The organism is Blautia luti (assembly GCF_033096465.1).
GTDB lineage: Bacteria > Bacillota > Clostridia > Lachnospirales > Lachnospiraceae > Blautia_A > Blautia_A luti.
In genome coordinates this window covers 2,208,577-2,221,157 of the sequence record NZ_AP028156.1, presented here as the reverse complement: position 1 = coordinate 2,221,157, position 12,581 = coordinate 2,208,577, and the positions used below count along the sequence as shown (strand labels likewise).

Sequence of the window (12,581 nt, the reverse complement as noted above, 5' to 3'; positions counted from 1 at the left end):
TTGCTGCAGCAGTCTTTTATGATATGCAATATGAAAGGGGCACATTGTCCATATGGCTAAGTACATAATTAAGAGAATTTTATATATGATACCGGTTCTTTTCGGCGTAGCATTTCTGGTATTTACCATCCTTTCCCTGACACCTGGTGATCCGGGAACGATCATTCTGGGAATTACCGCCAAACCGGAAGACGTTGCTGCGCTGAATGCGCAGTTTGGCTATGATAAGTCGTTTCTTATCCGATTCTTTAGTTACATCGGAAATATTATTTTTCATTTTGACCTGGGAACTTCCTATGCTTCCCGTCAGCCGGTGATCAACGATATCCTGGCAAGATTTCCGAACACATTTATCCTGGCACTGCTTTCCATGTGTGTTTCCTCCATTATCGGAATCTCACTGGGAATCCTTTCCGCAGTACGCCAGTATTCCATCACAGACCATGTATGCGTAGTTGTTGCGCTGGTTTTTGCATCCATGCCTGGATTCTGGCTTGGACTGATGCTGCTGATCGTATTTTCCTTAAAGCTTGGATGGTTCCCATCATTCGGAGCTGCTTCGTTGAAACATTTTATTCTGCCGACACTGACGGTTTCGCTGACCTCGGCAGCAGGACTTCTACGACTGACCAGATCAGCCATGCTGGAAACCATCCGTCAGGAATATATCCGCACAGCCAAGGCAAAAGGTGCTTCCAGCAAACGTGTGATCTGGAAACATGCGCTGAGAAACGCACTTCTTCCGGTTGTAACAGCATTGGGAACTGGTTTTGGTGCATCTCTGGGTGGTGCGATCATTGCGGAGACCGTTTTTGCAATGCCTGGAATGGGAACTTTGATGACAACTGCGATCCGCCAGAAAGATATTCCGATGGTTATGGGAGCAACTTTATTCCTGGCAGTGCTTTTCAGCTTTGTCATCTTGCTTGTAGATATTTTATATGCGTTTATTGATCCAAGAATTAAGGCGAAATATCAGAATGGAGGAAAGCATCATGAATAGAAGAAAAAAACATGCCCAGCTTTCAGAATTCTGGCGTCGTTTCCGCAAGAACAAAGCAGCTGTTCTGGGACTGGTTCTGCTGGTACTGATCATTGGAATGGCAGTATTTGCAGACCTGATCGTACCTTATAGCAAATGTATTGAACAGGTTGGTGCCGACCGTCTTCAGGGACCGAGCCTGAAACATTTCTTTGGAACAGACGAACTGGGACGAGACCTCTTTGCACGAATCGTTCACGGTTCCAGATATTCTCTGCTGATCGGACTTGCGACCAGTCTGATGGCACTGGTAGTCGGTGCAATCCTTGGTGCAAGTGCCGGATATTTCGGTGGAGTTGTTGATAATGTGATCAGCCGTATCATGGACGTATTCATGTGCGTGCCTCCAATCCTCCTTTCCCTGGCAGTGGTAGCAGCCCTGGGAACAAACTTACGAAATCTGATCATTGCGATTACCGTTTCCTGTATTCCGGGAAATGTCCGACTGATCCGTTCGGTAGTCCTGACAACCGCAGAGCAGGATTACGTAGAGGCAGCGAAATCCTACGGAACCTCCAATGCGAGAATTATTTTTCGTTATGTACTGCCGAATGCAATGGGACCGATCATTGTAAATACAACCATGAGTATTTCAGATATGATGCTCTCTGCAGCAGGACTGAGCTTTATCGGAATGGGTATCCAGCCGCCGTCACCGGAATGGGGGGCACTGCTTTCTAATGCCCAGACTTATCTGTTTTCTGCACCGTATATGCTGCTTTTCCCGGGTATGTTTATCCTGTTATCCTCCCTTGCTTTTAACCTGGTAGGTGACGGACTGACAGATGCCCTGGATCCGAAACTGAAAGACTAAGAAGGGAGATACTGATTAATATGGAAGAAATTTTAAAGGTAGAAGACCTGTCCATTATTTATAAGACAGATCTTGAAACTGTTTATGCAGTCAATGGCATCAGTTTTTCCCTGAAACAGGGTGAGACAATGGGTCTGGTAGGTGAGACAGGTGCCGGAAAAACAACCACAGCCATGGGAATCATGGGACTTCTGCCGAAAAGAACCGCCAGGATTACTTCAGGCCAGATCCTCTTTGAAAACCAGAATGTCTGTACATTAAAAGAACGTGAGATGGAGCGCATCCGCGGCCAGAAGATTTCCATGATCTTCCAGGATCCGATGACAGCTTTAAACCCTGTCCTTACAGTAGGTGACCAGATCGGAGAGGCCCTGTATCTTCACAACGAAGAGGGACTTTCCCAGAAAGAGATAGATAAGAAAACAGAGGAAACTCTGGAACTTGTAGGTATTCCGAAAGAGCGAAAGAACGATTATCCATATCAGTTTTCCGGTGGAATGCGTCAGCGTGTAGTTATCGCAATCGCACTTGTCTGCAACCCGAAACTTCTGATTGCGGATGAACCGACCACAGCTCTTGATGTGACCATTCAGGCACAGATTTTATCTATGATCTGCGACCTCCAGAGAAAATACGGCACATCTGTAATTATGATCACTCACGATCTTGGTGTTGTGGCAGAAACTTGCGACAAAGTAGGCATTATGTATGCCGGTGAGATTGTAGAGTATGGAACTCTGGAAGATATTTTTACAGGAGAAAATCATCATCCATATACAACAGGTCTGTTCGGCTCCATCCCGAATCTTCAGGAAAATGCCCGCAGACTTCATCCGATCGAAGGCTTGATGCCTGATCCGACCAACCTGTCAAAAGGATGCAATTTCGCACCAAGATGCAGTCACTGCACAGAACTCTGCAAAAACAAACAGCCGGAAGTATGGGAAAAAGACGGTCACCAGATCAGATGCCATCTGTTTTCTTCTCCGGAAATGAATTCTGAAAATGCAAAGGAGGCAGGCAAATGAGTGAAATACTTCTTAATGTCAAAAATCTGAAAAAATATTTTAAGACAAATGCCGGTATGCTCCATGCAGTAGATGATGTCAGCTTTTCCATAGAACAAGGACACACTATGGGAGTGGTAGGAGAGTCCGGATGCGGAAAATCCACACTTGGAAGAACGCTGCTTCAGCTTTATGAGCCAACCTCCGGTGAGATTGATTTTAAAGGGAAAAATATTGCAAATCTTTCCAAAAAGGAATTTCGGCAGGTACGTCCGAAGCTGCAGATGATCTTTCAGGATCCATACTCCAGTCTGAACGGACGTATGACAGTGCAGCAGCTGATCGCTGAGCCGCTGATTGTAAACAAAGTATGCAAAAATAAGAAAGAAATCCAGGAGCGCGTCAGCGAGATCATGGATACAGTAGGTCTGTCAGAACGTCTGGCAATGGCTTATCCGCATGAGCTGGATGGTGGAAGACGTCAGCGTATCGGTGTTGCCCGTGCTCTGGTACTGAATCCGGAATTTGTCGTCTGCGATGAACCGGTATCTGCCCTTGATGTTTCGATTCAGGCACAGATCTTGAATCTTCTTATGGATCTGCAGGAACAGATGGGACTGACTTACCTGTTTATTACCCATGACCTTTCAGTTGTAAAGCATATTTCTGACGAGATCATGGTTATGTATCTTGGCAAATGCGTTGAGAAAGCGCCGGCAGAGGAGATTTTCCGAAATCCGGTACATCCATATACAAAGGCTCTTCTGGCTGCAATCCCGATCCCGAGCATTGAATCCTGTCATAAGAAGAGAACACTTCTGCAGGGCGAAGTAACAAGCCCGATCAATCCGAAACCGGGATGCCGTTTCGCAGCCCGCTGTCCGTTGGCGAAAGAGAGCTGCCGTACAGGAGAAATGCCACTTGTAGAAGTGTCACCGGGACATTTCTCAGCGTGTCCGGTACAGGGGTAACAAAATATGGAGGAATCGATAATGAAAAACAAAAAGTTTAACTGGCCATATGCCAATGAAATAGGACAGGAAGAGACCATCACCAGTGACGTGCTGGTACTCGGCGGCGGACTTTCCGGATGTTTTGCGGCAATTGCTGCGGCAAGAAGAGGTCTTTCTGTTACTCTGGTAGAGAAAGGTGCCACAGAGAAGAGCGGATCAGCAGGAACCGGTTTTGACCACTGGGAATCTGCGTGTACAAATCCATGTTCAGAGGTAACACCTGAAGAAATCGCAGAGGCTTATGTCAATGAACAGGACTGGTACAGCAATGGTATCGCACATTACATCGAATGCCGTGAGGGTTACGACCGTCTTGTTGATCTGGAATCTTTTGGTGGAAAGATCCGTGACACAGAGGATGAATTCGTGGGAGCAGAATTCCGCGATGAGAAAACAAAGCTAATGTTTGCTTATGATTACAAGAATAAATTTACCATCCGTGTATGGGGCTCCACTTTTAAACCTGCACTGGTAAAAGAAATGAAGCGTCTTGGCGTCAACATCATGGACCGTACAGAAGCCACAGCATTGCTTGTAGCAGAAGAAAATGGCAAAAAGCGTGGTGCAGGTGCCATGGGTATGAACGTACATACAGGAAAATTCTATATTTTCCGTGCGAAATCCACGATCCTTACCATGTCACGTCCGGCCCGTGTATGGCTTTTCAATGCAGATATGACCGGACTTTGCGAGTTCAGACCAATGCAGAGTATCGGAAGTGGTCATGCGATGGGATGGAGAGCCGGAATTGAGTTTACCATGATGGAGAAATCTGTCCGTGCAGAGTTCTCAGCAGCAGGAAGAAGTTTCCCACCATATGGTGCAGGAAATAACCATAATACCTGGTATGCAGCTACAATGGTAGATGCCAGAGGTGTGGAAATCCCATATGTAGATCGTGACGGAAAAGAGCTGAAAACAGTTTCCGAGAGATATTACCCTGCAAAAGGACAGAAGTTCTTCTTAAAGGGTGGTGTGATCGACAATCCGAAATATGAATACAGAGGACCGGAGACAGTTGATTTTGCTGAGCTGATCAAGCGAGGTTATCAGCTTCCGTTCTACGCAGATTTAAGCCGTATGCCGGATGCAGAGCGTAGAGTTATCTGGGGTATGATGGTAGGTGAGGAAGCTAAGACAAAGATTCCAATCTTCCAGAATTATACAGAGCGAGGCTTTGACCCTAAGAAACATATGCTTCAGAGCTACGGCACAGGATGGCAGTCCGCAAGCTTTCTGGATCAGGAGAGACAGTTCTTTGGTGCACCGGGTGGAATTATGCATGACTGGGATCTGAAGACAAATATTGACGGTATTTATGCAGCTGGTGATCAGCTTTATGCTTCTGATTGCGCCGGTTTTGCGTGTGCGACTGGATATTATGCAGGACGTAAGGCTTCTGCTTATGCAAAGACAGTAGAGCTGGCAGATTTTAACAGAGCAGATGCGGATGCAGAGAAGAAGCGTTTATATGCACCGTTTTATGCGGACAGAGAGAACGGCATGGGATGGAAAGAATTGAATATGGCGATTTCCAAGGCTATGCAGAATTACTGCGGTGGTGTGAAGTGTGAGGCACTGTTAAAAGAGGGACTGGATCTGTTACAGAGTTTTGAGAAAGACGTTGTACCAGAACTTGTTGCAGATAATCCACATGATCTGATGCGTACCCATGAGGTTCTGGACATTCTTATAGTTGCTCAGCTTGTGCTTCATGCATGTCTGGCACGTAAGTCAAGTTCTGCTCCGCTATGCTTTACCAGAAGTGACTATCCGGAAATGGATTCTGTAGAAGATCGTAAGCATATCGTGATCCATCAGGAGAATGGTCAGGCAGTGACAAGAATTGTTCCGCTGAACTTCTTTGGCAAGCTGAAAGATGAGTATGAGAAGCGAAACCAGGATTATATTACAGAAGAAGCACAGACACCGGACCGTGCGGAGAAATATGTGACTGCTGCGAAGGTTCAGGAGGAAGAGCAGGAACCTGGAGATGCAAAAGCCAGCTTTGAAGTAGAGCCGGTACCTTGCAGTACAAATCCGCTGAAGTATGATGAAAGCAAGTGTATTGGATGTAACCGCTGCGCAAATGTTTGTCAGTGCGACATCCTGCTCCCATCACCGGAAAAAGGAAAACATCCGATCATTATGTATCCGGGTGAGTGCTATTACTGCGGTGCCTGCGTCATGGTCTGCCCGAAAGATGCAATCAAGCTGGTACATCCGTTGATGAACAGGGCTAAGTTTGTGGAAGTCAGACATTAAGAATAAGTGAGAGAAAGACAGTTTCTACTATATCAAGTATATAGTGTGACTGTCTTTTTTGTGTAAAGAAAAGGCAAAAGGTGAAGAACGTTTGGGTACTTTGATCAATTGTTTAATTCTGGATGGAAGAAATAAATACTCTGAACGTGTTCTAAAATGGAGAAAGCATTGTTGTGAAAGGCAATGCTTTCTTACAATCTTGAAATAATAATGTCTGAGCAGTAATGGATATCCGCGAAATTTTTACGAAACTACGAAAATCAGTTGACAATGCAGTAAGTTTACACTAACATAAAGTTAGTGCAGCATAACATTGCTATAAACTAGTATAACGAAAATTAAGACAAGTCAATATGGCGGCTACTTAATATTCATTGTACCAGTAGTATTATGCCAAAAAAATTTGCTCTATAAGAGCAGTTACGAGGGAGGAATGAAGAAAAATGTTTTTGCAGATACAGGGCATTAAGAAGTCTTTTGGTGTGGGTGACAGTCGTGTGGATGTACTGAAAGGTCTGGATCTTGAAATAGAGAGAGGAGAGTTTTGTGTTCTTTTGGGACCGTCTGGTTCGGGTAAGTCTACGTTGTTGAATATTATTGGTGGGATTGACAGCGCAGATGAGGGGAATCTGATTATAGATGGGGAACGCCTGGCGGATATGTCGGAGAAGAAGTTATCTTTGTACAGGCGTAAGCATCTTGGCTACATTTTTCAGATGTATAATCTGATTCCGAATCTTACAGTACGTGAGAATATAGAAGTCGGTGCGTATCTCAGTGATAAACCGCTGGATGTGGATGAATTGCTGCATACATTGGGGATTTATGAACATCAGAGAAAACTTCCGAACCAGCTCTCCGGTGGTCAGCAGCAGAGAACTGCGATTGGCAGGGCGATTGTGAAGAATCCGGATATTTTGTTGTGTGATGAGCCTACAGGAGCGTTGGATTATAATACTTCCAAGGAAATTCTGAAACTGATCGAGACGGTAAACCAGAAATATGGCAATACGATTGTTATGGTAACGCATAATGATGCCATTAAAGACATGGCAGACCGGGTAGTGAAACTTCGAGATGGCATGATCCGTAAGAATTACATCAACGAACACAAAATTCCTGCTGCAGAGCTTGACTGGTAAAGGAGGATGAAGAGATGAAAAGTCCTTTAAGAAAGCGTTTGCCGCGAGAGTTAAAGATTGAGATCGGAAAGTACCTGGTAGTATTTATCCTGATGGTAGCGACCATAGGTTTTGTGTCCGGTTTCCTTGTAGCAGATGGAAGTATGATCACTGCCTACAATGAGGGATTCGAGAAATACAACATCGAAGACGGAAATTTCCGCACCGTAGAACAGATTTACAAAACACAGAGGGAAGAGATTGAAAAGCTGGGCGTAAAGCTGTATGACAACTTTTACCTGGAAGAACCTCTGGATAATGGAAGCACCATGCGTATTTTCAAAAACAGAGAAGAAATCAATAAAGTATGCCTGATGGACGGGGAACTTCCGGTAAAAACAGGGGAAATAGCCATTGACAGAATGTATGCAGATAATAACGGCCTGTCTGTAGGAGATATACTTCAAAGCGGCAAAAAGACCTGGAAGATTACAGGTCTGGTGGCTCTTTCTGATTATAGCTGCCTGTTCCAGAATAATAATGACTCTATGTTTGATTCTGTAAAGTTTGGCGTTTCTGTTGTAACCGGAGAAGAATTTGATTCTCTGAATCAGGATAAATTGCAGTACAATTACTCCTGGATATACGATCAGAAACCGAAAACGGAGAAAGAGGAAAAAGAAGTCTCCGAGGACCTGATGGAGGATATCGGGGAGATTGTTACACTGGAATCCTTTGTACCACAGTATCTGAATCAGGCGATTACTTTTACAGGTGATGATATGGGCGGTGATAAGGCTATGGTAATTATGCTGCTTTATATTGTCATGGTGATCATGGCGTTTGTATTCGGGATCACCATCAGCAACACGATCCGAAAAGAAGCCGGTGTTATCGGTACGCTGCGTGCATCCGGCTATACCAGACAGGAGTTGGTTCTGCATTATATGACACTTCCGGTACTGGTTACGCTGGTTGGTGCATTGATTGGAAATATTCTTGGATATACAGTGTTTAAAGATATCTGTGCAGCTATGTACTATGGAAGTTACAGCCTCCCGACTTATGTGACCGTTTGGAATGCAGAAGCATTTCTGCTTACAACGGTAGTTCCGGTGATCATTATGCTGGTCGTAAATTACGTAGTTCTCAGACACAAATTAAAACTGTCTCCTCTGAAATTTCTGCGCAGGGATCTTTCGTCAGGACGCAGACAGAAGAGAGCTGTCCATTTAAGTTCGAGGATTAAAATATTCTCCAGATTCCGTCTGCGTGTCATTTTCCAGAACATGAGCAACTATATTGTCCTGTTTATTGGAATCATCTTTGCTAATCTGCTTCTGATGTTTGGTCTGTTGCTTCCATCTGCCCTGTCTCATTATCAGGGAGAAATACAGGGAAATATGCTGGCGAAATACCAGTATATGCTTCAGGTTCCGGTCAGTGCAGTGAGCGGAAATAAATTGGACAGTCTGATCTCATTGCTGGAATTCTACATGGACTCTGAGACAGACAATGAAGATGCAGAGAAATTTTCCGCATATTCTTTAAATACACTGCCTGGAAAGTATAAGAGTGAGGAAGTACTGTTCTATGGCATCGAGCCGAACAGTAAGTATGTAAAAATAGACTTTGATAATGAAGAAAGCTCAGATGAGGATGGCTCTGCTGTTAGTGCTGATACAGAAGAGATAAATGAAAAAACAGACAATAATAGTATTAACACAGGAAAAAATACCACAGGCGTATATATTTCCAGTGCATATGCAGATAAATTCCTGATTAAAACTGGTGATACTATTACCTTGAAAGAAAAATATGAAAAAGATGAGTATTCATTCAGGGTAGCGGGAATTTACGATTATACAGCTGCACTCTGCGTGTTCATGCCGAGAAGCGAACTCAACGATATCTTTGATCTGGGAGATGACTACTACAGCGGTTATTTCTCAGATACAGAGCTTACAGATATCAAGAATCAGTATATCGGTTCTGTAGTCGATCTGGATGCTCTGACAAAGATTTCCAGACAGTTGGATGTATCAATGGGAAGCATGATGGGTCTGATCAACGGATTTGCTATCATGATCTACATGGTACTGATCTATCTGTTGTCTAAGATTATCATTGAGAAAAACGCCCAGTCCATTTCTATGGTAAAGATCCTGGGCTATACAAACGGTGAAATTAGCAGACTTTATATTATGTCAACTTCCGCTGTAGTTATAATCTGTCTGCTTCTCAGTCTTCCGATTGAGACAGCAGTCATGAATATACTGTTCCGTGAGATGATGCTGTCCAGTATTTCAGGATGGATCACACTATGGATCGACCCGATGATCTATGTACAGATGTTTGTGGCAGGAATCATTACTTATGGAATCGTAGCACTGCTGGAATTCAGAAAAATAAAGAAAGTGCCGATGGATGAAGCTTTGAAGAATGTAGAATAGAACAGCTTCTTTGAAAAATTATACATGTAAGCGGATGATTTTATCTGTCTGATTCTGATTAATTATGACAAAAATTTGACATTATCTGGATTTTGTGATAGGGTTGATAAGGAATTGTTAGGTTACTGTTTACAGGTAATATCCCGCGAGGTGTTTTTGGTGAGCGAAGGTCACAGAAAACCCGAGACATACCGTGCGAATTTATGCCTTAGGCATAAATTAAGTTTGCGGAGCAAACGATACTCCTTGGGCTTTGCACAAGGGGGGTCATCTTCCCTGCATCGCGAAGCGTGTTACTGGGTACGGAGCGAACAGTAACACTGTTAGACCATCAGTTTGGAATAGGAGATTATTATGAGAAAAAAATCAACTTCAAGAGCAAAAACAACTATCAAAGAAGCAACAACCAAGGCTACAGAGGCAGTAAAAGAAACAGTAGAGAAAACAACTGTTAAAGCTACCGAAGTGATCGAAGAAGCAAAGGATGCAGCTGCTGACCTTGCAAAAGCTCCAGTTGTAGAAGAAGCAAAAGAAACTGTAAAGAAAGCAGTAAAAGAAGTGACCAAGAACATTGACATCAAAAAATTCGTAGAAACAACTATCGAATTACCTGGTTTTGCAGTTACAATGAGCTCCATCGAAGAAGCAATCAAAGAAGACATCAAAGTAAAAGGCATCGCAGGAAAAGAAGTCAGCGTTTATTTAAATGTAGAGCAGAAAGCTGCATACTACACCGTAGACGGCCAGGGCTCCGACGATTACAAAATTGACCTGAATACATTATAATCATTTTTTATAATTGAAAAATGAATGTCCGCAGAGAGAGTCTGTAGACACAAAAACAGCAGGAATGTTCAATGAATGAGCGGACCTGCTGTTTTGCTAGTCATTATTATATTTTATGAAGCTTTCTCCTGCTCAAATAAATCTTCCCGTGTAATATTCTGCGCCCATTTTCCCTGACGGTAATGGCGGAATACCCAAGGCCATTTTACAAATTCATCTGTACATAACAGGAAATATACCCAAAGCACCGGAAGCTTCAGAACAAATGCTGCGAAGAATCCCAGAGGTACTGCATACATCCACATATCAATGGTATCACAGATCAGACCAAACTTCGTATCACCACCAGCCCGGAATACTCCGGCGATCAACGCGGTATTCACCGCAGATCCCATAATATAGTAAGTATTGATAAGCAGCATATACTTCAGATAATGCATAGCCCCATCACTCAGAGAAGCAAATCTCATAACCAGAGGTGTGATAGCAAACACGATCACACCGCCGATCGCACCGGCAATTACCGTCATCTTCAGCATTCTGGAAGCGTATACCTTTGACTTCTCCAGATCGCCTTTTCCCATAACATTTCCAAGAAGAATCGTTCCCGCACTGGCAATGGCAAAGCAGAAAACAGAGCCGATGTTACGGACAACCGTAACCAATGAGTTGGCAGCAACTGCATCTGTACCAAGATGGCCAAGGATTACAGAGTACATAGAGAATGCCACACTCCAGGAAACGTCATTTCCAAGTGCAGGAAGTGAAAGTTTCATAAAGTCACGAAACAGCACCTTACTGCGGATAAACATATAAGTCAGATTCAGCTTTACATTCTTGCTCAGGAAAGATACGATCACGCAGGCAGCGAGTTCTACCAGCCTGGAAGTAGCTGTCGCGATAGCAACACCTGTAGTGCCAAGCTTTGGTGCTCCAAATAATCCGAAGATGAAAGTCGCATTTAAGATAATATTCAGAACAAACGCCAGCATATTCAGTGCCATACTGATCGTTACACGGCCAACACTGCGCAGGATTGCAAGATAAACTTCCGTAACACCCCAGCACAGATAGGTAATTCCCATAACTCTTAAATAAGAAGAACCAATAGAGATTAGCTCCGGATCAGATGTGAAAATCTTCATCATAAGCTGAGGTGTAAAAAATGCGATCAATGCAACAACTGCAGAAATTGCGATGGAGAAACGAAGCGCAATTCCCTCGATGGCATGTATTGCCTGCATATTATTTTTTCCAAAATACTGCGCACACAGAAGTGATGCGCCGGTGCCAAGTCCGTAATATACCATAAACAGGATATTGGAGTAATTGGCAGCCAGAGACACTGCGGAAATCGCAGACTGTCCGACGTAATTAAGCATGATCACGTCTGCGGAGTTGACCGCTGCGCTGAGCAGATTCTGAATAATGATCGGAAGCGTCAGCTTAAACATCTGCCGGTAAAAATCATCTTTACCGGTTGATAACGTATTTGTCATATTTACCCCCATAATAAAAATTATAAATTTGTTACTGAGAACAGTAACAGAAAATTTTTATCTGTCTGATCAGACAATCTTTTTTAATCTGTTTTTATCATAACTTTTTTTCAGTTCAGACGCTATCTTTATTTTGACAGATTTATATGATATTTTGACATTTTGATTGAGAAGTTACGAAGTAAAAAACAGCCAGATCGAAAATCATCCATACAGACCGGATTATGAAGTTCCGGATGGAATCTTTATTGTGTAAGCAGTGGACTGGGAACTTGGATTGAAGCAACAATTACTTTATTAATACTTTATTGATAAGAAAGGAAAAGGTGAGATCTATGCGGGCAGTCAGTTTGATCAAGGGAATTTTATTAAATATATGCAGTATGGTTTGCATTGCGCTAAAAGTACTGGACTGGTATAATCCTTATATGGACTTTGCAGGACATGCAGTCTTTATACCATATACACTGTATATTTCTGTATTTCCTATGCAATTCTGGAAGCATTTTCCGGCAGAAACAGACACGAAGACAGAAGAAAAAGAACACAGGGTGTTGCTGGTCACAGGCGATATACCGCAC

Annotated in this window: 9 protein-coding genes; 8 read left to right on the top strand and 1 reads right to left on the bottom strand. The window is 43.3% G+C overall.

The genetic code is table 11. The annotated features are described in order from the left end of the window. The first annotated feature begins 52 nt into the window (after positions 1-52). The 8 genes from R8695_RS10370 (at position 53) to R8695_RS10335 (ending at position 10,501) form a co-directional block, all read left to right on the top strand. Positions 53-1,003 carry an ABC transporter permease gene (locus R8695_RS10370; protein WP_118508788.1) on the top strand — a complete coding sequence of 317 codons (951 nt, stop codon included), beginning with the start codon at positions 53-55 and terminating at the stop codon, positions 1,001-1,003. Further along, positions 996-1,856 (top strand): ABC transporter permease, encoded by an 861-nt coding sequence (locus R8695_RS10365; RefSeq protein ID WP_243103050.1) that lies wholly within the window; start codon positions 996-998, stop codon positions 1,854-1,856. The genes R8695_RS10370 and R8695_RS10365 overlap by 8 nt, the downstream gene beginning before the upstream one ends. A gap of 20 nt (positions 1,857-1,876) precedes the next feature. Continuing rightward, complete coding sequence (locus R8695_RS10360; protein WP_118508790.1) at positions 1,877-2,884, top strand: ABC transporter ATP-binding protein; 1,008 nt, start codon at positions 1,877-1,879, stop codon at positions 2,882-2,884. After that, positions 2,881-3,834 carry an ABC transporter ATP-binding protein gene (locus R8695_RS10355; RefSeq protein ID WP_118508791.1) on the top strand — a complete coding sequence of 318 codons (954 nt, stop codon included), beginning with the start codon at positions 2,881-2,883 and terminating at the stop codon, positions 3,832-3,834. Before R8695_RS10360 ends, R8695_RS10355 begins: the two co-directional genes overlap by 4 nt. Before the next feature lie 21 nt (positions 3,835-3,855). Next, positions 3,856-6,141, top strand: a complete 2,286-nt coding sequence (locus R8695_RS10350) for an FAD-dependent oxidoreductase (RefSeq protein WP_243139463.1) — start codon at positions 3,856-3,858, stop codon at positions 6,139-6,141. 443 nt (positions 6,142-6,584) lie between these two features. Continuing rightward, positions 6,585-7,283: an ABC transporter ATP-binding protein gene (locus R8695_RS10345; RefSeq protein WP_118508792.1), complete on the top strand. Its 699-nt coding sequence runs from the start codon at positions 6,585-6,587 to the stop codon at positions 7,281-7,283. A 14-nt stretch (positions 7,284-7,297) separates the two neighbouring features. Next, positions 7,298-9,715 (top strand): ABC transporter permease, encoded by a 2,418-nt coding sequence (locus tag R8695_RS10340; RefSeq protein ID WP_154779816.1) that lies wholly within the window; start codon positions 7,298-7,300, stop codon positions 9,713-9,715. Between the two features lie 354 nt (positions 9,716-10,069). After that, the gene (locus R8695_RS10335) at positions 10,070-10,501 is read left to right on the top strand and encodes a DUF6465 family protein (protein ID WP_118508794.1); all 432 of its coding nucleotides are present in this window, start codon (positions 10,070-10,072) and stop codon (positions 10,499-10,501) included. Between the two features lie 113 nt (positions 10,502-10,614). Here R8695_RS10335 and R8695_RS10330 read toward each other — a convergent pair whose 3' ends face one another. Then, complete coding sequence (locus tag R8695_RS10330; protein ID WP_154779815.1) at positions 10,615-12,000, bottom strand: MATE family efflux transporter; 1,386 nt, start codon at positions 11,998-12,000, stop codon at positions 10,615-10,617. Positions 12,001-12,581 lie beyond the last annotated feature (581 nt).

Excerpts from the sequence above, each read along its gene's own strand:
- R8695_RS10345 (WP_118508792.1), top strand. The coding sequence starts at position 6,585 with ATGTTTTTGCAGATACAGGGCATTAAGAAGTCTTTTGGTGTGGGTGAC.
- R8695_RS10370 (WP_118508788.1), top strand. The coding sequence starts at position 53 with ATGGCTAAGTACATAATTAAGAGAATTTTATATATGATACCGGTTCTT.
- R8695_RS10355 (WP_118508791.1), top strand. The coding sequence starts at position 2,881 with ATGAGTGAAATACTTCTTAATGTCAAAAATCTGAAAAAATATTTTAAG.
- R8695_RS10360 (WP_118508790.1), top strand. The coding sequence starts at position 1,877 with ATGGAAGAAATTTTAAAGGTAGAAGACCTGTCCATTATTTATAAGACA.
- R8695_RS10365 (WP_243103050.1), top strand. The coding sequence starts at position 996 with ATGAATAGAAGAAAAAAACATGCCCAGCTTTCAGAATTCTGGCGTCGT.
- R8695_RS10330 (WP_154779815.1), bottom strand. The coding sequence starts at position 12,000 with ATGACAAATACGTTATCAACCGGTAAAGATGATTTTTACCGGCAGATG.
- R8695_RS10335 (WP_118508794.1), top strand. The coding sequence starts at position 10,070 with ATGAGAAAAAAATCAACTTCAAGAGCAAAAACAACTATCAAAGAAGCA.
- R8695_RS10350 (WP_243139463.1), top strand. The coding sequence starts at position 3,856 with ATGAAAAACAAAAAGTTTAACTGGCCATATGCCAATGAAATAGGACAG.
- R8695_RS10340 (WP_154779816.1), top strand. The coding sequence starts at position 7,298 with ATGAAAAGTCCTTTAAGAAAGCGTTTGCCGCGAGAGTTAAAGATTGAG.